18 protein-coding genes and 1 pseudogene are annotated in these 18,019 nt (G+C 71.1%); 9 read left to right on the top strand and 10 right to left on the bottom strand.

The window, feature by feature from the left end:
• Nucleotides 1-39: 39 nt before the first annotated feature.
• On the bottom strand, nucleotides 40-705 hold the full coding sequence (locus J8403_RS15510; protein WP_211123703.1) for an HAD family acid phosphatase: 666 nt from the start codon (nucleotides 703-705) through the stop codon (nucleotides 40-42).
• Nucleotides 706-971: 266 nt separating this feature from the next.
• Here J8403_RS15510 and J8403_RS15505 point away from each other — a divergent pair, with 266 nt between their 5' ends.
• Nucleotides 972-1,364: an STAS domain-containing protein gene (locus J8403_RS15505; RefSeq protein ID WP_211123702.1), complete on the top strand. Its 393-nt coding sequence runs from the start codon at nucleotides 972-974 to the stop codon at nucleotides 1,362-1,364.
• Nucleotides 1,365-1,591: 227 nt separating this feature from the next.
• A complete protein-coding gene (locus J8403_RS15500; RefSeq protein ID WP_211123701.1) occupies nucleotides 1,592-2,059 on the top strand; it encodes an STAS domain-containing protein in 468 nt (155 codons plus the stop codon).
• A 97-nt stretch (nucleotides 2,060-2,156) separates the two neighbouring features.
• Here J8403_RS15500 and J8403_RS15495 read toward each other — a convergent pair whose 3' ends face one another.
• Nucleotides 2,157-2,369, bottom strand: a complete 213-nt coding sequence (locus tag J8403_RS15495) for a hypothetical protein (RefSeq protein ID WP_211123700.1) — start codon at nucleotides 2,367-2,369, stop codon at nucleotides 2,157-2,159.
• A 287-nt stretch (nucleotides 2,370-2,656) separates the two neighbouring features.
• On the bottom strand, nucleotides 2,657-3,322 hold the full coding sequence (gene snpA, locus J8403_RS15490; RefSeq protein ID WP_211123699.1) for a snapalysin: 666 nt from the start codon (nucleotides 3,320-3,322) through the stop codon (nucleotides 2,657-2,659).
• 304 nt (nucleotides 3,323-3,626) lie between these two features.
• Here snpA and J8403_RS15485 point away from each other — a divergent pair, with 304 nt between their 5' ends.
• Both J8403_RS15485 and J8403_RS15480 read left to right on the top strand, forming a co-directional pair.
• Entirely contained in the window at nucleotides 3,627-4,727 is a 1,101-nt protein-coding gene (locus tag J8403_RS15485; protein WP_211128263.1) for a LysR family transcriptional regulator, read from the top strand.
• 111 nt (nucleotides 4,728-4,838) lie between these two features.
• Nucleotides 4,839-5,348: a pyridoxamine 5'-phosphate oxidase family protein gene (locus J8403_RS15480; protein WP_211123698.1), complete on the top strand. Its 510-nt coding sequence runs from the start codon at nucleotides 4,839-4,841 to the stop codon at nucleotides 5,346-5,348.
• Nucleotides 5,349-5,403: 55 nt separating this feature from the next.
• Here the strand turns inward: J8403_RS15480 and J8403_RS15475 are convergent, their stop codons facing one another.
• Nucleotides 5,404-7,857, bottom strand: coding sequence for a SpoIIE family protein phosphatase (locus J8403_RS15475; protein WP_211123697.1), 2,454 nt, complete (start codon nucleotides 7,855-7,857; stop codon nucleotides 5,404-5,406).
• 169 nt (nucleotides 7,858-8,026) lie between these two features.
• Nucleotides 8,027-8,953 (bottom strand): NmrA family NAD(P)-binding protein, encoded by a 927-nt coding sequence (locus tag J8403_RS15470; protein ID WP_211123696.1) that lies wholly within the window; start codon nucleotides 8,951-8,953, stop codon nucleotides 8,027-8,029.
• Nucleotides 8,954-9,080: 127 nt separating this feature from the next.
• Between J8403_RS15470 and J8403_RS15465 the strand changes: the two genes are divergently transcribed.
• Nucleotides 9,081-9,641 carry a TetR/AcrR family transcriptional regulator gene (locus J8403_RS15465; protein WP_211123695.1) on the top strand — a complete coding sequence of 187 codons (561 nt, stop codon included), beginning with the start codon at nucleotides 9,081-9,083 and terminating at the stop codon, nucleotides 9,639-9,641.
• Nucleotides 9,642-9,755: 114 nt separating this feature from the next.
• On the opposite strand, the gene sodN is transcribed toward J8403_RS15465, so the two are convergent.
• On the bottom strand, nucleotides 9,756-10,151 hold the full coding sequence (gene sodN / locus J8403_RS15460; protein WP_037965025.1) for a superoxide dismutase, Ni: 396 nt from the start codon (nucleotides 10,149-10,151) through the stop codon (nucleotides 9,756-9,758).
• 160 nt (nucleotides 10,152-10,311) lie between these two features.
• Between sodN and sodX the strand changes: the two genes are divergently transcribed.
• A complete protein-coding gene (gene sodX / locus J8403_RS43650; protein WP_237510660.1) occupies nucleotides 10,312-10,806 on the top strand; it encodes a nickel-type superoxide dismutase maturation protease in 495 nt (164 codons plus the stop codon).
• A gap of 44 nt (nucleotides 10,807-10,850) precedes the next feature.
• Here sodX and J8403_RS15455 read toward each other — a convergent pair.
• Nucleotides 10,851-11,309, bottom strand: a pseudogene (locus J8403_RS15455) (CGNR zinc finger domain-containing protein); the annotation flags it as partial.
• Nucleotides 11,310-11,463: 154 nt separating this feature from the next.
• On the opposite strand from J8403_RS15455, the gene J8403_RS15450 reads away from it, so the two are divergent.
• Entirely contained in the window at nucleotides 11,464-12,240 is a 777-nt protein-coding gene (locus J8403_RS15450) for a class I SAM-dependent methyltransferase (RefSeq protein WP_211123693.1), read from the top strand.
• A 91-nt stretch (nucleotides 12,241-12,331) separates the two neighbouring features.
• Here J8403_RS15450 and J8403_RS15445 read toward each other — a convergent pair whose 3' ends face one another.
• Genes J8403_RS15445 through J8403_RS15435 form a run of 3 tightly spaced genes read right to left on the bottom strand, consistent with a single transcriptional unit; the run spans nucleotide 12,332 to nucleotide 15,025 of the window.
• Complete coding sequence (locus J8403_RS15445) at nucleotides 12,332-13,084, bottom strand: amino acid ABC transporter ATP-binding protein (protein ID WP_059147812.1); 753 nt, start codon at nucleotides 13,082-13,084, stop codon at nucleotides 12,332-12,334.
• A gap of 5 nt (nucleotides 13,085-13,089) precedes the next feature.
• Complete coding sequence (locus J8403_RS15440; protein ID WP_211123692.1) at nucleotides 13,090-14,028, bottom strand: amino acid ABC transporter permease; 939 nt, start codon at nucleotides 14,026-14,028, stop codon at nucleotides 13,090-13,092.
• A gap of 43 nt (nucleotides 14,029-14,071) precedes the next feature.
• On the bottom strand, nucleotides 14,072-15,025 hold the full coding sequence (locus J8403_RS15435; RefSeq protein WP_211123691.1) for an ABC transporter substrate-binding protein: 954 nt from the start codon (nucleotides 15,023-15,025) through the stop codon (nucleotides 14,072-14,074).
• Nucleotides 15,026-15,533: 508 nt separating this feature from the next.
• Here J8403_RS15435 and J8403_RS15430 point away from each other — a divergent pair.
• The gene (locus J8403_RS15430; RefSeq protein WP_211123690.1) at nucleotides 15,534-16,766 is read left to right on the top strand and encodes an NAD(P)-dependent malic enzyme; all 1,233 of its coding nucleotides are present in this window, start codon (nucleotides 15,534-15,536) and stop codon (nucleotides 16,764-16,766) included.
• A 204-nt stretch (nucleotides 16,767-16,970) separates the two neighbouring features.
• Nucleotides 16,971-17,933, top strand: coding sequence for a zinc-binding dehydrogenase (locus tag J8403_RS15425; protein WP_211123689.1), 963 nt, complete (start codon nucleotides 16,971-16,973; stop codon nucleotides 17,931-17,933).
• The last annotated feature ends 86 nt before the right edge of the window (nucleotides 17,934-18,019 follow it).

The raw sequence follows: 18,019 nt of genomic DNA, 5'->3' as shown, positions 1-18,019 counted from the left end.
GCGATGGGCGGTGGCGGAAGGGGATGACCTGACCGTGGCTCAGGAAAGCTGGCCGTCGTAGTCCGGGAGCTTGAAGGACTTCTCGGCGTGGCCGCCACTGATGTCGGTGGGGCTGTTGCCGATGTTGGCGATGATCGTGTAGCCGTTCTTCTCGATCTCCGCCCGCTTGGCGGTCTTGTAGTCGGCCACGTCCTGGAAGAGATCCGGCAGGTGGCGCACGTACAGACCGGCGACCGGGTAGCCGACCTTCTCCAGGTTGTACTCGGTCGGCCAGGAGATGATGCCGGGCCGCGCGGTGACGAAGAAGATGGCCACGCCGCGGTCGTGCGCGTACTGGGAGAGCTTCAGGACCGGCTCGACCGGGGGCTGGGGGAAGGTGGAGCCGAAGTCCGTCTCCAGCGAGGTGTTGTCGATGTCCAGGACGATGGCCTGCTTCTCGCTCGACGGGTTGGCGGTGCGCTCCTCGACGTAGGGGCGCGCCTGCTCGTCGATGATGGCGCGAACATCACGCTGCCAGGTCTCGTAGTCGACGTCCTCGGCGGCGGTGGCGTTCGACGGCGCGGCCGCGGCCGTCGTGGTGGTGGTGCCGGTGGTGCCGGGCGTGGCGGCGGTCGCCGTGGTGGCCGTTCCGCCGACGCCGATGGCGAGGGCCACGACCACCGTCGTCATGCCGAGCCGCCGTGATCGCACGCGTCCTGCTGTCATCGGTCACATCCTTCGCTTCGAGGCGATTGCCGGATGGCATGCTCACGGCTTCCGGTGGACTTGAGGAGACCTCTGCTTTACCGGTGAGTAACAGTTCGCGCCCGAGGGGCCTTAATAGGCCAACGACACGTGCCGGACCGTTCGTTGACTGGTCAGCCGGGTAGATGGGTATGTCATCTACTGAAGGGCCGGCCTGGACCCCGGCGATGACCGGCGTGGCCGCGGGCTCCGGTGTCGCGCGCCTCCACCAGGTCAAGGAGGCTTGCATGTTCGATGATCGGCCCGCCTTCGGCGTCCGGGTCCATGCGCTCGGCGGTGTCACCGTCGCCGAGATCGCGGGGGAGTTGGACATCTTCGCCGCGGGGCGGATCGTGGCTCGGCTCGATTCCCTTATCCAGGCACGGTGTCCGGATCTGGTCCTGGACCTACGACCGGTCACGTTCCTGGACTGTGCCGGATTGTCGTTACTGTGCCGATTGCGCAATCGCGTGCTGGAGCGGGACGGGCGGCTGCGGCTCGTCATCGACGAACCGCGGTTTGTGCGGCTGCTGCGCATGGTCCGGCTGGACGACGCGTTCGAGGTACTGGAGGATCTGACTCCGGCGATCGCGGGGGTGGCGGGTCCGGCGACCGGAGGCGGCGGTGATGCCTTCGCCTAGTCGCGTCTGACCAAGTGTCAATAGTAAGAACCGAAATTCACTCGAACGAGCGGTATTCACCCGCGGAATGCTGCGTCCCTACCTCTGTAACCGGGGGTCACCCCTTTACGCTCGCGAGACGTCGCCCAAGGACCCGGCGGATTCACACCCGATGCCCGACCCTGCCCGCTTCCGGGACCCTGACGAAGGTGAGAGGGGGCAGTGTGCCGTTCCGAGGGGATATCGCGATGACGCAGCAAGGCGCTCCCCGTGATGCGCCGGTGCCGCTGGAGCGCGGTGCCCAGAACGCCGCACGGGAGCCCGTGGGCGGGGCGGGCGATCCGGCCGTCGAGGACGGCGCCGCCGCCGACGACACCGCTCCCCGCGCCCATACGTACCGGGTCGGCGGGTACACCGTCGTGGAGCTCCACGGTGAGATCGACATCGCCGGGGTGGGAAGTGTCGGACCGGCGCTGGACGCGGCCACGGCCGGGGACGAGCCCGCGGTGATCGTGGACTTACGTCCGGCCGCGTTCTTCGACTGCTCGGGCCTGGGACTGCTGTGCCGGGCCCATCGGCGTGTAGAGGAGCGGGCCGGGCGGATGCGGCTGGTCTGCGACAACGCCCTGGTCCTCCGCACCCTGCGGGCCGGGCGGATGCTGGAGGTGCTCGAGCCGGTGGCCACGCTGGACGAGGCGCTGCGCGCGGAGGAGTAGGGCGCCCCGCGAGGCCGGGACGCGGCGGAGGTGCGGCCGGGAGGCCGGGACGCGGCGGCGGAGGTACGGCCGGGACAGGGCCGAGAGAGGGCCGGATTCAGGTGCGGCGGTCCTGGGGAGGCGTGACCCCTTGGCCCCGGCCCTGCCGCCGGCGGCTCCAGGGGCGATGGTGCGGCCGCCCGCCGGCCGGGGAATCGTCGTGGCTCTCGGCGGACATGCGGTTGCCGTTCTGGACATTGGTCCGGTGGATCAGCAGCGCGCCCACCCCGATCAGCGCGAGGATGACGACCACGGTGATCAGGGTCTCCATGGTGCTCACTCCCTGGGGCCGGGCCCCAGCTGGAGGGAATCCGGCCGGTTTGTGCGAAATGCTCCTGGTGTCTATACGGTACCTCCGGCCGGAGGCGGCGTCGCTTCCCGTGCGCTTCCTCTGCGCTTTCCGTGCACCAGGGCCCGGCGCACGCGGGGGACGGCCCCGTACACGCCGACCGCCCGCACTCGGCGTCGGGAACCGGGTGCGGGCGGTCAGGCCCTGATCCAGCGGATCAGTGGCTCGGCGGTCTCAGTGGCTCGGCGGTCTCAGCGGTCTCAGCGGGCTCAGTGGGACTTGGCCAGCTGCTTCTCGAGCTTGGCCAGGCCATTGGCCCAGAGCTGGTTCACGCGGCTGATCTCGTTCTGGTCGGGCTGGGAGTTGGTGCAGGACGGGCCGGGGCCGCCACCGGACATCAGCTCGCTGCACGGGCCCTCGTAGTGGTCCGGCAGACCCAGCACGTGGCCGGTCTCGTGGGCGGTGACCCGCGTCGAGTCGTACTCCTGGTTCTGGGCGTAGTCCAGGAAGACATAGCCGCTGCCGTGGCCGTCGGTGCTCGCGTACGAGCCCCGGGGGTCGTTGCCCTCGCGGTAGCTGAAGTCCGCGTTGCTGCCCGCCTGCAGCTTCACGTTGCTCACCGAGGAGTTCCAGATCTGGGCGGAGCGGGAGATCTGCGCCTGGAAGGTCGGGGCCTGGCTGGCGTCGTAGGTCACGGTGACGGCCGCCGCCCCGCGGGGGGCCTTGGCCTGCTTGGCCAGCGCCGACTTCATGACGGCCTTGATGAAGGCGTCGGTGTCGGCCTTCTCCTCGCCGCTCGCCGTGTAGCCGGCGGCCGCGGCGCTGCGCTGGGTCGTGGAGTGGTCGGGCGTGGCCGCGGACGCGGGCACGGCGGACAGGGCGGCCGCCAGGCCGAGGCCGAGGGTCGCGGACAGCGCGAGCTTGGGGAGTGACATGTGGGGGGCTCCTCATCGTCCTCGGGCCCCGGTCGCCGTGTGGGGTGGCGGCCGGGGCCGTGGGATGAACTCTTGGCTGACGCCGAGTCTTGAGGAGATCGAGCCGTACGCGGAGATATCAACTGGTGATAGTACGAAGGCATATCCCCCGCCGGGCTCTCAAGCCCTCTGCTGGAACGGCCGTTTGACGTCCCGTTGACCGGTGTTTGACCACCGATTGATCGATTCCGCTATGGGTTGGAGTGGTTTCAGAGTCTGGTGTGACCGACAAGGGCGCAGATATGCTCCCGCCGTGGAGCTCGAGGTGAGGCACCTCCGTGCACTGTGCGCCATCGCCGACACCGGCAGCCTACGGAAGGCGGCGCGCCAACTGGGCATGACCCAGCCATCCTTGACGACCCAGCTCCGGCGCATCGAGAACACCATCGGCGGCCGGCTGTTCTCACGGGAGGTCACCGGCAGCAGGCCGACCCCGCTGGGGCGGTCCGTGCTGTGCCGCGCCCGGCCGATCGTGGCCGAGATGACCGCCTTGCTCAGCGAGGTCCGGCTGGAGGCGGGACAGGCCGCCGACGCCCGGTTGCGCATCGGCAGCACCGGCAGCCGGGCCGTGGTGGGCTGGCTGCGCAGGCTCCGCGACCGCTATCCCGACGCGGACACCACCATCCACATCGACGTCTCCGCCAACGCGCTGCTGCAGATGGTCGCCCACAACCAGCTCGACGTCGCCTTCGTGCACGAGGTCGAGGGTGCGCCGCTGCGGGTGCCCGAGGGCGTGGAGCGCCGGGTGCTCGTGGAGCGGGAGCCGCAGTTCGTGGCGCTGGCCGAAACCCATCCGGCCGCCGCGCGGCCCGCGGTGCGGCTCGCCGAGCTCGCCGCCGACCAGTGGATGGTCGACCCCAGCGTGGACGGCGAGGGGCCCGGGCTGCGCCGGGTCCTGGCCGCCGCCGGGCTCAATCCGAGGGTGGTGTACGGGGACTATCTGACCGCCGCCGACCTGGTCGCCTCGGGCGAGGTGGTCACCCCCTGCCAGCCCACCGCGCGGTCCCGCCAGGACGTGGCCGTCCGTCCGCTGCACGGGGATCCGCTGACGGTCCGGCTGTTCCTGGCCTCACGGGCGGTCCCGGCGGCCCGCACCGGCGCCGCCGGAGCCGACCCGGACACGGCGCTCCCGGCCGGCCCCGAGGCCACCGGACCCGACGACCCGGGCACCGCGCCCGGCGCCCCGCTCGACGTCGACGCCCTCTTCGGCGATCTGGCGGACGCGTACTTCGAGATCGCCTGGGCCAGCTCCGCGTACCGCCAGTGGCTGGTCCGCAACGAGAGCCCGCTGCTGCGCTCCCATGAGCCCCGGGCCCGCGACGCGCTCGACGTCCTGGGGCTCGCCGGGCCCGCCGAGGTCTCGTGAGCCCCCTCCCGAGGGGCGGGTGGAGACGAGCGATGAGTTTCGCTCCGCCGGGCGGTCCAAGCACACGGGACCGCACCGGACCGCGGGCCATGCCACCCGAGGAGCGAGCAGATGATCACGGAGCACGATCCGCAGACCGCGCTGGACACCCGCTTCAGCAGCCCGGAGGCCACCGCCACCACCTGGCCGGAGGGGCGTGAGGCGCTGGCGGCGGCGGAGCTGTACTGGCTGTCCACCGTCCGCCGGGACGGCCGCCCCCATGTCACCCCGCTCATCGCCGTCTGGTGCGACGGCGCGCTCTGCTTCTGCACCGGCCCCGAGGAACAGAAGGCCCGGAACCTCGAGCACGACTCGCGCTGCGTCCTCACCACGGGTGCGGGTGTGCTGCACGAGGGGCTGGATCTGGTGGTCGAGGGCGAGGCCGAGCCGGTGCGGGACGACGCCACGCTCCGGCGGATCGCCGCGGCGTACGTGGCGAAGTACGGCGCGGAGTGGACCTTCCAGGTGCGCGACGGCGCCTTCCACCACGACGGCCATACGGCCCTGGTGTTCCGGGTCGCCCCGGCCACGGCGTTCGGCTTCCGCAAGGGCGCGTACGGCCAGACGCGCTGGCGCTTCTGACGCGGGCCGACAGCCCCCTGTACAGCGCTGAGGGCCCCGCCCCGCCCCCGGCCGCTCAGTCCAGGCCCGGCAGCCCGCCGGGCAGCCCGACCGGGAGGGTCTGCTCCGACCAGATCGTCTTGCCCTCGGCGGTCTGCCGGCTCCCCCAGCGCTGGCTGAGCCGCGCGACCAGCAGCAGCCCGCGGCCGCCCTCGTCGAAGGTGCGGGCGCGGCGCATATGCGGGGCGGTGCTCGAGGAGTCGGTGACCTCGCAGATCAGCGAGTGGTCATGGATCAGCCGCAGCCGGATGGGCGGGACGGCGTGCCGGATGGCGTTGGTGACCAGCTCGCTGACGACCAGCTCGGTGGTGAAGACGGCCTCGTCGAGCCCCCATTCGGTCAGCCGCTCCGTCACGTTCCGGCGGGAGCGGGCCACCCACGCCGGGTCGGCGGGCACGTCCCAGGTGGCCACGTGCGCCTCGCCCAGCGAGCGGGTGCGGGCGAGCAGCAGCGCGACGTCGTCGAGCGCGCCCCCGTCGGGGAGGAGCGTGCGCAGAACGGCGTCGCAGGTGCCGTCCAGGGAGTCGCTGGGGTGGGCCAGCGCATTGGTCAGCAGCAGCCGGCCCTCGTCGATATCGCGGTTCCATACGGCCATCAGCCCGTTGGTGTAGAGGGCGAGCACGGCGTTCTCGGGCAGCTCGGTGTCCATCGACTCGAAGGGCAGCCCGCCGACCCCCAGCGGCGGTCCGGCCGGCACCGGAAGGAACTCCACGGCGCCGTCGGGCCTGGCCAGCGCCGGGGGCGGATGCCCGGCCGCGGCCAGTGAGCAGCGGTGCGAGACGGGGTCGTAGACCGCGTACAGACAGGTGGCCCCCACATCCCCGGTGGACTCCTCGGCCCCGGTCTCCGCGGCCAGATGGATCACCAGGTCGTCCAGGTGGGTGAGCAGTTCGTCCGGCGGCAGATCGACGTCGGCGAGGGTACGGACCGCCGTGCGCAGCCGGCCCATGGTGGCCGACGCCTGGATGCCGTGGCCGACCACATCGCCCACGACCAGCGCGACCCGTGCCCCGGAGAGCGGGATGACGTCGAACCAGTCCCCGCCCGCCCCCGCGTACGGGCCCGCGGGCAGATAGCGGGAGGCGACCTCGACGGCCGGCGGCTGGGGGAGGGTGCGCGGCAGCAGACTGCGCTGCAGGGCCAGGGCGGTGTCCCGCTCCCGGGTGAAGCGGCGGGCGTTGTCGACGCAGACGGCGGCCCGGGTGGTGATCTCCTCGGCCAGCACCACATCGTCCTGGGTGAACGGCTCGGGGGTGTGGTGACGGGCGAACACGGCCACCCCGAGCGTCGTCCCCCGCGCCCGGATCGGCACCGCCATGATCGAGTGAATGCCGAACCGCCGGATCGAACGGGCCCGGGCGGGCTTCAGCGCACCCCACTTGGCGATCACGGGGTCGGCGGCCGCGTAGATCAGTGGCCGCTGCACCACCAGGCATTCGGCTATCGGCGAGACCTGCGGATAGGTGTCCACCTTCCCCACCGGCACCACGGATTCGGGGCAGCCCTCGTAGAGCGACTGCAAGGCGGCGCGGCGCAGCACGATCGGGCCGGTGAGCGGCCCGGACGGCAGCTCCTCGTCCTGGGCCAGCCGGTCCAGCAGGTCGATGCTGGCGTAGTCGGCCAGCCGCGGTACGCAGACGTCGGCGAGTTCCTGCGCGGTGTGGTCGATGTCGAGGGTGCTGCCGATCCGTTCGCTGGCCGCGCTCAGCAACAGCAGCCGCTGGCGGGCCAGATACTGCTCGGTGATGTCATGCGCCGCCATGCAGACCGCGTAGACCTGGCCGTCCCTCGCCTTCAGCGGGGAGAACGCGGCCGACCAGGCGTGCTCCTTGGACTCGCCGCCGGTGCGCAGGTAGGTCTCCACCTCGCGTGGCTCGCCGGTGGTCAGTACATGCCGCATGACGCCTTCGAGCCGCTCGCTCTGGAGCTTGCCCCCGATCTCCGACAGCCGCAGATCGCGGATCTCCGCTTCGGGGAGGCCGATGACGCGGGCCATCTCGGAGTTCACCTTGCGCAGCCGCAGATCGGCGTCGTAGATCGCCATCGGACAGGGCGACTGCGTGTAGGCCCAGAGCATCAGCGCGTCGTTCCAGGACTCGGGGGGCAGCTCCGCCCGGGGGGCCGCGGCCACCAGCAGCCAGTCGCCCTCCGGCCCTCTGCGGTGTGCCAGCAGCCGCACCGGCATCTCGTGGCCGTCCTGGTGGCGCAGCGCCACCGTTCCGTGCCACCGGGTGAGCCGGTCGCGGGCGCGGCGGGCCCCGGCGCCCGCCGCGCGGGCCGGATCGGCCAGCAGCTCGGCGGCGGGCCGCCCCACGACCCGCGGGGGCGGATAGCCGAGCAGCCGACGAGCACCGTCGTTCCAGCTGGTCAGCGTCCCGTCATCGGTGACGGTGGCCCTCGCCGTATCCGTTTCGACTGTTTCGTTGAAGCCATCCCGCTCCCGCGCGGGGCCGCTGTCGTGGCGCATCATGGTCGCCCATCCCTCCGGGGACGGCACCGGGTCCGTCCACCAGGGTTCCCTTCCAGACTCGTCCACTCCGGTCCGGGCATCAACCACAGTCCGGGCCGGATCGGGCCCCGCCTCCGGGTCGGGCGGGCAGGGGGTCAGGCGGGCAGGGGGACAGACGGGGGCAGGCGGGTCAGGCGGCCGCGGGCCGCAGATGCCGCCCGGCCCATTCGGCGAAGCCGGTGAGCGGAAGGCCGAGGGCGCGCGCGAACGCGGGGCGGGCGGGCTGGCCGGCCTCGTTCAGCCACACATGCCCGACGCCCCACTCCGGCATCCCGGCGGCGAGCGCCTCGTCGGCGGTCATCGACGGGGCGGTCACCCGGGTGCCCACGACGTCGGAGAGGACCTCGGCGACCCGGGTCATCGTCGTGCACTCGCCCGCCAGTTCCAGCTCGACCTCGTGGAACCGCTCGGGGTCGGCGAAGGCCGCGGCGGCCGCCGTGCCGATGTCGGCGACGGCGATGAGGGCGAGCTCGGTGCCGGGCTGGAGGACGGTGGCCAGGCCGCCTTCGGGGCCGTTCGGGAGCAGGGAGAGGAAGTTCTCCATGAAGAAGGCGGGCTTGAGGAGCGTCCAGTGGCGGAAGCCCGCCTCGCGGACCCGGTCCTGGAGGCCGGTCTTGGTCGCGTAATAGTGCTCCAGCGCCGCCCAGCGGCCCTCCGCCCAGCCGGGCGCGGTGTGGTGCTGCCCCGCCCCCGAGACGGAGGTGTGCACGAACTGCGCCACTCCCGCGTCCCGCGCGGCGTCGATCAGGTTGCGCCCCTGGACCCACTCGGAGTCGCCTTGGAGGTCGTTCAGATCCGGCATCTGGATCGAGAAGACGGCGCGCGCCCCCTCGGCGGCCCGCCGCACCGAGTCGAGGTCGAGCAGGTCGCCGGTGACCAGCTCGGCACCGAGCGCCGCCACGGCCCTGGCCCGCTCGGTGGCCGGGTCGCGGACCAGGGCCCGTACGGGAACGCCCGCCGAGAGCAGGGCGCGGGCGGTGGCGCCGCCCTGCTGTCCGGTGGCGCCGGTGACCAGAACGGGGGCGGACGGGGCGGGCGTCGGGGAGTTCATGGGCATGCTGCTGCTCCTCGGGCATGGGTGTATCGACGTATCGACTGCGCGAACACGAAAACGGCGGGCCCCGCCACTTATCCCTCGGTATGATACGGAGGGCCCCGCCATTTAGCAACCCGGAGGTGACGCCATGCCCGCCCAGCGCGCGGACGCCCGGCGCAACTACGAGCGCATCCTCGCCGTGGCCGAGGAGGAGGTCGCCGCCCACGGCGCCGACGCCTCCCTGGAACAGATCGCCCGCACCGCCGGAGTCGGCTCGGCCACCGTGCGCCGCCACTTCCCCACCCGCGGCGCCCTCCTGGAAGCCGTCTTCCGCGAGCGGATCGAGGTCCTGGCCGCCCGCGCCCGGGAGCTCGCCAGGCAAGAGGACGTACGGGCCGCGCTGCTGGAGTGGCTGGACGCGCTCACCGTCTACTCCGCCTCGGTGCAGGGCCTGGCCACCGCCCTGCTGCGGAACGGGGAGCTCGACCCGGAACATGCGAACCCCTGCGTCAACACGCTCGCCGAGGCGGGCGGGCCGCTGCTGCGGCGAGCCGAGCGAGCCGGTGTGATGGCGCCCGGGACGACCGCGGTCGACCTGGTCACCCTGATCGCCGGAATCGCACTGGCCACCCAGCACTACCCCGACCCCGCCGCCGAGGCGGACCGGCTGCTGGGCCTGGCCGTGGCGGGGATCAGCCCGCGGGGGTGAGGGGCGGGGTCGGTCAACCCCCGCGCCCATCAGGGACGTTCCCCCGAACAGAAGACCGCACCCGGGCCACTCGGGGCGGCTCGGGTGCGGTCTGGCCGTACAAGGGAAGAGCGGTCAGCCCTTCTTGGTCTCCCAGAAGATCTTGTCGATCTGGGCGATGTAGTCCAGGGCCTTCTGACCCGTGGCCGGGTCGGTCGAGCCCTTGGCCGCGCTCAGGGCCTTGAGGGTGTCGTTTACCAGCTGGTGCAGCTCCGGGTACTTCTCGAAGTGCGGGGGCTTGAAGTAGTCACTCCACAGCACCGAGACGTGGTGCTTGGCGAGCTCCGCGCGCTCCTCCTTGATGGTGGTGGCACGGGCGCGGAAGTGCGGGTCCTCGTTGGCCTGGTACTTCTCCTGGATGGCCTTGACGGACTCGGCTTCGATACGAGCCTGGGCCGGGTCGTACACACCGCAGGGCAGGTCACAGTGCGCGCTGACCTGAACCTTCGGGGCGAACAGGCGGGAGAGCATAGAGCTGTCCTTCCATTCGTGATCGTCTTCTCAGGTGCGAGATTACTCCGTGGGGGAAGCCTTTTCTCGGGTGCCCCGGGGGGCTTAGGTCAAAAGTCCGGTGACAGTCTGGGATGCCTGGGATCGTGATGGTGCGGGGTTGAGGACCGGAGGTGCCGTGATGCGGGAGCAGCTGGGCGATCGCGGGCAGGAGCCCGACCGCGACCAGCGCGGACTGCTGCGGATCGGGCTCGCGGAGGTGTACAACCCGTCGATGCAGCCGACGCTGTACCCCGGCGACCAGTTGGTGGTCCGCTACGGGGCGCCCGTGCGGCCGGGGGACGTGGTGGTGGTGCGCCATCCGTTCCGGCAGGACCTGCTGATCGTCAAGCGCGCGGTGGAGCGGCGCGAGGGCGGCTGGTGGGTCAAGGGCGACAACCCGTACGTGGAGAACGACAGCCGGGAGTTCGGCGTCGTGCCGGACGAGCTGGTGGTCGCCCGGGCATGGCTGCGGCTGCGGCCGCGGCCGGGTGCCGGGCGCGGTGGTCAGCGGTCCAGGGCCGGGCTGGTCTCCTGGGCGGTGTCCGCGGTGCGGCCGGTGGGCTCGCGGTCCTGGCGCCGGCTGCGCTCGGCGCCGGCCGACCGCTCGGCGTCCAGGCGTTTGCGCGCGCGGTAGGCGGCCACGTTGGCGCGGGTCGCGCAGCGGTCGGAGCAGTAGCGCCGGGATCGATTGGTCGAGGTGTCGAGATAGGCGTTGCGACAGGGTGACGCCTCACAGATGCCCAGCCGGTCGGCGCCCAGTTCGGTGAGGTGGAAGGCCAGGCCCATCGAGGCGGTCGCGGCGTATCCGGAGCCCGCGTTGGCGGCGTAGTCCGCGATATGCATATGCCAGTCGGGGCGGCCGTCGTCGTCACGGGTCTCATGGCCGGAGATCTGCGGGCTCACCGGGAACTCGATGAGCAGCGCGTTCAGCAGGTCCACCGCCAGCACCTCGTCGCCGCCCGCCGCCGCCTCGAAGACGGCGCGCAGCCGGGCCCGGACCGACCTCAGCCGGGTGACATCGGCGTCCGTCGCCCGCCGGGCCGCCTGCCGGCTCTCCCCGAAGAGCGCCCGCACGGCCTCCACCGAGGTCAGGGTGTCGGTGCCGCGGTGTGGCTCCTCGCTGTTGACCAGGCGCACGGCGAGATCCGAGTAATAAGCCAGTTCCACTTGTGGTCCTTACGACAGGGCATCTAGAGTCGGGTAAGAGGCGTTCTGCCTACGAGGGTATTACGGGGCGGCTGCGCCGGAGACGATGACGCATGGCGTACGACGCAAGGCTTGGAGGGGCTCGATGACGGACACCGTCGCCGTGGCGGACTGGCAGGCGTGGCAGCGGAGCTGGGACCGGCAGCAGGAGTGGTACCTCCCCGATCGTGAGGAGCGGTTCCGGGTGATGCTCGACGCGGTCGAGGCCGTCGTCGGCCCGGAGCCGAGAATCCTCGACCTGGCGTGCGGTACGGGCAGTATCTCGGACCGGGCGCTGCGCCGGTTCCCGGGCGCCACCAGCACCGGCGTGGACCTGGACCCCGCACTGCTGACGATCGCCCGCGGCCACTTCGCGGCCGAGCCGCGCGCCGAGTTCGTGACCGCCGATCTGCGCGACCCCGGGTGGACCGGGCGGCTGCCGCACCGCGGGTACGACGCCGTGCTGACCGCCACGGCGCTCCACTGGCTGCGCTCGGACGAGCTGCGGGTGCTGTACGGGCAGATCGCGGGCGTCGTACGGGAGGGCGGGGTGTTCCTCAACGCGGACCACATGCCCGACCCGGCCACGCCCCGGCTCAACGCCGCCGACCACGCGTTCCGGAAGGAGCGCCAGGCCCGGGCCCAGGCTCAGGGCGCGCAGGACTGGGCCCAGTGGTGGCAGGCCGCCGCACGGGACGAGGTGCTGGCCGGGCCGGTGGCCGAGCGGTTCACGATCTTCGGTAATCCGGCCAACGGCGACCATGCGGACGGGGAGACGCAGTCCGTCGCCTGGCATGCCGAGGCGCTGCGCGAGGGCGGCTTCGGGGAGGCGCGGGCCGTATGGTGCTCGCCCTCGGACGCGATGGTGCTCGGGCTGAAGTGACCCCGGCGCGGCGTGCGTGAGGGCGGTGCGGGCGGGTGCCCGTACCGCCCTCACGGCCGTGACGGCGTCTGCCTCGCGGCCGTGACAGCGCCTACAGCACCTTGGAGAGGAACGACTTCGTCCGCTCGTGCCGCGGATTGGTCAGCACCTCCCGGGGGTGCCCGGACTCCACCACCACGCCGTCGTCCATGAAGACGACCGAGTCCCCGACCTCGCGGGCGAAGCCCATCTCATGCGTGACGACGATCATCGTCATGCCGTCCTCGGCGAGCCCGCGCATCACATCGAGCACATCGCCGACCAGCTCAGGGTCGAGCGCCGAGGTGGGCTCGTCGAAGAGCATCAGCTTCGGCTCCATGGCCAGCGCCCGCGCGATCGCGACCCGCTGCTGCTGGCCGCCGGAGAGCTGGGAGGGGTAGTTGGCCGCCTTGTCGGCGAGGCCCACCCGGTCCAGCAGCTTCAGCGCGCGCTCCCGCGCGACCGCCTTGGTCTCGCGCTTGACCTGGACCGGCGCCTCGATCACGTTCTCCAGCGCGGTCATGTGCGGGAAGAGGTTGAAGCGCTGGAAGACCATGCCGATGTCGCGCCGCTTCTCGGCGACCTCGCGGTCCTTGAGCTCGTAGAGCTTGTCGCCCTTCTGGCGGTAGCCGACCAGGTCGCCGTCGACGTACAGCCGCCCGGAGTTGATCTTCTCCAGGTGGTTGATGCAGCGCAGGAAGGTGGACTTGCCGGAGCCGGACGGGCCGATCAGGCAGAACACCTCGCGCGGGGCGACCTCGAGGTCGATGCCCTTGAGGACCTGTACCGGGCCGAAGGACTTGTGGACGCCCTCGGCCTTCACCATGGCGGTCATGCGCCGACACCTCCGGAGCGGTTGCTGAAGGAGAGCAGATTGGCCCGGACCCGCTGCAGCGGGGTGGCCGGCAGGCTGCGGCTCGAGCCGCGCGCGTAGTAGCGCTCCAGGTAGTACTGGCCCACGCTCAGGACCGAGGTGAGGATCAGGTACCACGCGGCCGCCAGGAAGAGCATCTCCGCGGTGGCGCCGGAGTTCTGGCCGACCTCGGAGGTGGCCTGCAGCAGATCCCAGTACTGCACCGCGATCACCAGCGAGGTGGTCTTGAGCATGTTGATGAACTCATTGCCGGTCGGCGGCACGATCACCCGCATCGCCTGCGGCAGCACCACCCGGCGCAGCGTCTTGGCGTGGCTCATACCGAGCGCCTGGGCGGCCTCGGACTGACCCTCGTCGACCGACTGGAGGCCCGCCCGGCAGATCTCGGCCATGTACGCGGCCTCGTTCAGGCCCAGGCCCAGCAGGGCGGCCAGGAACGGGGTCATGAAGTCCGACCACTCGTCCTTGTAGATCGGCATGATGTTGATGTAGTCGAACACCAGGCCGAGGTTGAACCAGACCAGCAGCTGCACATAGACCGGGGTGCCGCGGAAGAACCAGATGTAGCCCCAGGCGATGGAGGCGGTCACCGGGTTCTTCGACAGCCGCATCACCGCCAGGATGATGCCGAGGACCACGCCGAGCACCATCGCGAGGATGGTGATCCAGACGGTGTTGCGGACGCCCCTGAGGACCTCGCCGTCGAAGAAGTAGTCCGGGATGGCGTCCCAGTTCACATCGCCGCGGGCGAACGCGGAGATGAGCAGGAAGAGCACGGCGATGGCGATGACCGCGGATACCCAGCGGCCGTAGTGCCGCACCGGGATGGCCTTGATGTTCTCCGCTGCCGGCGGCGGGGCGTCGACCGGACCCGCCTTGTCAATCTTTGTCGTCACGGATGGTGCCTTTCAGCGCGAGCGTGGACGGGGGAGGGCCGGATCACTTGCCGCCATTGACGATGGCCTTGGTGACCGCGCCTTCCTTGACGCCCCACTTCGCGATGATCTTGTCGTATTCGCCGTTCGCGATGATCAGGGCGAGGGCCTGCTTGATGGCGTCGCGCAGCTGGGTGTTCTTCTTGGCGATGGCGATGCCGTACGGGGCCGCCTCCACCTGCTCGCCGACGAGCTCGAAGTCCTTGCCGCCGCCGGAGGTCTTCACGGCGTACGCGGCCACCGGGAAGTCGCTGGAGCCGGCGACGGCGCCACCGCCGCGCAGCCGGGTCTGGGCCTCGGTGTCATTGCCGAACGCCTCGATCGAGATCTTGCCCTTGCCGTCCTTCTGGCAGGTCTTCGACTGGGCCTTGGCCAGGTCGTGGGAGACGGTGCCGCGCTGCACGACGACCTTCTTGCCGCACAGGTCGTCCCACGTCTTGATGCCGGTGTTGGCGCCCTTCTTGGTGTAGATGGAGACACCCGCGGTGAAGTAGTCGACGAAGTCGACACCCTCGCCCGCCTTCTTGCCGGTGTCCGGGTCCACACCCTCCTGGCGGCCCTTGGTGTCGGTCATGGCCGACATGGCGATGTCGTAACGCTTGGAGCGCAGGCCCGAGAGCAGGGTGTCGAAGGTGCCGTTGTTGAACTCGAACTTCACCCCGAGCTGCTTGCCGAGGGCGTCGGCGATGTCCGGGTCGATGCCCATGACCTCGCCGTTCTTCTTGAACTCGACCGGCGGGTAGTTGATGTCCGAGCCGACCTTGATCACCTTGGCGCTCTGGATCTCCTTGGGGAGCTGGTTGAAGAGCGGGGCCGCGTTCGTGTTCGACCCACCGGTGGCCTTGTCGGTCTGGTCGCCGCAGCCCGTCAGCAGCAAGGCGCCTGCCACCGCTATCGCGCCGACGGAGGCCATCCGGGACTTCAGGGTGGCCCCACGGGGCGTGAAGCTGGCGGTCATGCTGATTCCTCCGGCAGGGTGAGGGGGTGAGATCTCGGGAACACGTTTGTGGGTGTCGCGATCTCGTGTGATTGGGGCATCTTGTCATCGGACGGGCCCGTGCGGACCGCTGGCCATGTCAAAATCGGATAACGGGCGATCCCCGTGGTGCACAACCGGACAGCGGCACCGGCCGGACAGCGACGGCCGGAGGCGCGGGGTGGGCTCATGATCACGCGGAGAACAGCGCGTGACAGAGGCATGGACTTTCCCTAGAGATTCGCCCGCCTTCAGCCGTAATGCCTGCTTTTCCGGCGTCACCGCACCAGAACTCGCTCGTCGCTCGACGCGCGCTTCAGGTAGAACAGACGGCACCCCTCACCCGGGGCTCAGGGCGTGTGTGCGACGCGCCCGGCGTTCGTACCCAGACCCATGCGGTGGTCATCCGCTGAATGGGACGACGCGGTGCCCGCCCGCTCCGAACCTGGGGCGGATACCCTCGACAGAAAAACGACAAAGGGGTCAAACAGTGGCAGCGGAGATGGTCAATCCTCGCAGCGACAGCACAAGCGGCAGTGGCGAAGGAGCCGACGGCGCGACCGGCGGAGAGCCCTTCGATCCGGCTTTCGCCCTGCACCGCGGTGGCAAGATGGCCGTCCAGGCGACCGTGCCCGTGCGCGACCGGGACGATCTGTCCCTCGCGTACACACCGGGCGTGGCCAAGGTCTGCAGCGCCATCGCCGAGCAGCCCGAGCTGGTCCACGACTACACCTGGAAGTCCCAGGTCGTCGCCGTGGTGACGGACGGCAGCGCGGTGCTGGGGCTCGGTGACATCGGCCCGGAGGCGTCCCTCCCGGTCATGGAGGGCAAGGCGATCCTCTTCAAGCAGTTCGGCGGGGTGGACGCGGTGCCGATCGCGCTCGACTGCCGGGACGTGGACGAGATCGTGGAGACCGTCGCCCGGTTCGCGCCCTCGTTCGGTGGCGTCAATCTGGAGGACATCTCCGCGCCCCGCTGCTTCGAGATCGAGCGCAAGCTCCAGGAGCGGGTGGACATCCCGATCTTCCATGACGACCAGCACGGCACGGCGGTGGTCACCCTCGCCGCGCTGCGCAACGCCGCCAGGCTGACCGACCGCGCGCTGGGGCAGCTGCGCGCCGTCATCTCCGGGGCGGGCGCCGCCGGTGTGGCCATCGCCCGGATCCTCACCGAGGCGGGCATCGGCGATGTGGCCGTGTGCGACCGCAAGGGCGTCGTCTCCCAGGACCGCGAGGACCTCACCGACGTCAAGCGCGAGCTGGCCGGGTTCACCAACAAGGCCGGGCTCACCGGGTCCCTGGAGGCCGCGCTGGACGGCGCCGACGTCTTCATCGGCGTCAGCGGCGGCACGGTGCCGGAGGACGCGGTGGCGAAGATGGCCTCCGGCGCCTTCATCTTCGCGATGGCCAACCCCAACCCGGAGATCCACCCGGACGTCGCCCACCGGTACGCGGCCGTGGTCGCCACCGGGCGCAGCGACTTCCCGAACCAGATCAACAACGTCCTCGCCTTCCCCGGCATCTTCGCGGGTGCCCTCCAGGTCCGGGCCTCCCGGATCACCGAGGGCATGAAGCTCGCGGCGGCCGAGGCGCTGGCCGCGGTGGTGGCCGATGAGCTGAGCGCGGACAAGGTCATCCCCTCGCCGTTCGACGACCGGGTCGCCCCCGCCGTGACCGCGGCCGTCGCCGCGGCCGCCCGCGCGGAGGGCGTCGCCCGCCGCTGACGCCCGCCAGGGCCAGGTGCCGTCGCGGGCCTGGCCATCGCGGGCCCTGCCATTACGGCTGTGCCATTACGGCTGTGCCATCACGGGCCGGGTCGCCCCTCCTCCGGAGGGGCGACCCGGCCCGTGGGCTTGTGCCCGGTGGGCGAGCGGGGTCACACCGTGGCGTGGTTCCGTGGGGTCGCCGTGCGGCCTAAGGTCGGGATCATGTTCGCTGCCTATGCCGCACGTATCGACCGTGACCAGCCGCTGAGCGGCCTCGAACTGGGGGAGCGCCCCGAGCCGCAGGCCCGGCCCGGCTGGACGACCGTGAACGTCAAGGCCGCCTCGCTCAACCACCACGACCTGTGGTCGCTGCGCGGTGTGGGGCTCGGCGAGGAGTCGCTTCCGATGATCCTCGGCTGCGACGCGGCCGGGATCGACGAGGAGGGCAACGAGGTCGTCCTCCACTCCGTCATCGGCCAGAGCGGACACGGCGTCGGCCCGAAGGAGCCCCGCTCCATCCTCACCGAGCGCTACCAGGGCACCTTCGCCGAGAAGGTGACCGTCCCCAGCTGGAATCTGCTGCCCAAGCCCAAGGAGCTCTCCTTCGAGGAGGCCGCCTGTCTGCCCACCGCCTGGCTGACCGCGTACCGCATGCTGTTCACCAACGCGGGGGTGCGCCCCGGCGACAGCGTCCTGGTCCAGGGCGCCGGTGGCGGTGTGGCCACCGCCGCGATCGTGCTGGGCGCGGCCGGCGGGCTGCGGATGCTGGCCACCAGCCGTGACGAGGCCAAGCGGGCCCGCGCCGTCGAGCTGGGCGCCGAGAGCGCGTACGAACCGGGGGAGCGGCTGCCGCGCCGGGTGGACGCCGTGATCGAGACGGTGGGCGCCGCGACCTGGTCGCATTCGGTGAAGTCCCTCAAGCCCGGCGGCACCCTGGTGATTTCCGGCGCCACCAGTGGCCCCAACCCGAAGGCCGCCGAGCTCAACCGGATCTTCTTCCTGGAGCTGAAGGTCGTCGGCTCCACGATGGGCGGGAAGGACGAGCTGGAGGACCTGCTGAGCTTCTGCGCCGCCCGCGGTGTACGACCGGTGATCGACTCGGTGCTGCCGCTGGACCGGGCCCGGGAGGGGTTCGAGAAGATGGCGGGCGGCGATCTGTTCGGCAAGGTCGTATTGACGATCTGAATACCGAGTCGCCCGCCACGGCCGCAATGTGGGGTCGGGGATTCGCGGGGGAATTCGAACAGACCCGGTGGATCCGGTCCGCGCCC

It is taken from the genome of Streptomyces yatensis, assembly GCF_018069625.1.
Taxonomy (GTDB): domain Bacteria; phylum Actinomycetota; class Actinomycetes; order Streptomycetales; family Streptomycetaceae; genus Streptomyces; species Streptomyces yatensis.
This window is presented reverse-complemented; position numbering and strand designations above follow the sequence as displayed.

Coding starts and splice junctions, on each gene's coding strand:
- J8403_RS15445 (WP_059147812.1), bottom strand. CDS start 13,084: ATGGTGAAGGCCGAGGGCGTCCACAAGTCCTTCGGCCCGGTACAGGTC.
- J8403_RS15480 (WP_211123698.1), top strand. CDS start 4,839: ATGATCACGGAGCACGATCCGCAGACCGCGCTGGACACCCGCTTCAGC.
- J8403_RS15510 (WP_211123703.1), bottom strand. CDS start 705: ATGACAGCAGGACGCGTGCGATCACGGCGGCTCGGCATGACGACGGTG.
- J8403_RS15495 (WP_211123700.1), bottom strand. CDS start 2,369: ATGGAGACCCTGATCACCGTGGTCGTCATCCTCGCGCTGATCGGGGTG.
- J8403_RS15425 (WP_211123689.1), top strand. CDS start 16,971: ATGTTCGCTGCCTATGCCGCACGTATCGACCGTGACCAGCCGCTGAGC.
- J8403_RS15475 (WP_211123697.1), bottom strand. CDS start 7,857: ATGATGCGCCACGACAGCGGCCCCGCGCGGGAGCGGGATGGCTTCAAC.
- J8403_RS15450 (WP_211123693.1), top strand. CDS start 11,464: ATGACGGACACCGTCGCCGTGGCGGACTGGCAGGCGTGGCAGCGGAGC.
- sodN (WP_037965025.1), bottom strand. CDS start 10,151: ATGCTCTCCCGCCTGTTCGCCCCGAAGGTTCAGGTCAGCGCGCACTGT.
- sodX (WP_237510660.1), top strand. CDS start 10,312: ATGCGGGAGCAGCTGGGCGATCGCGGGCAGGAGCCCGACCGCGACCAG.
- J8403_RS15500 (WP_211123701.1), top strand. CDS start 1,592: ATGACGCAGCAAGGCGCTCCCCGTGATGCGCCGGTGCCGCTGGAGCGC.
- J8403_RS15505 (WP_211123702.1), top strand. CDS start 972: ATGTTCGATGATCGGCCCGCCTTCGGCGTCCGGGTCCATGCGCTCGGC.
- J8403_RS15470 (WP_211123696.1), bottom strand. CDS start 8,953: ATGCCCATGAACTCCCCGACGCCCGCCCCGTCCGCCCCCGTTCTGGTC.
- snpA (WP_211123699.1), bottom strand. CDS start 3,322: ATGTCACTCCCCAAGCTCGCGCTGTCCGCGACCCTCGGCCTCGGCCTG.
- J8403_RS15465 (WP_211123695.1), top strand. CDS start 9,081: ATGCCCGCCCAGCGCGCGGACGCCCGGCGCAACTACGAGCGCATCCTC.
- J8403_RS15435 (WP_211123691.1), bottom strand. CDS start 15,025: ATGACCGCCAGCTTCACGCCCCGTGGGGCCACCCTGAAGTCCCGGATG.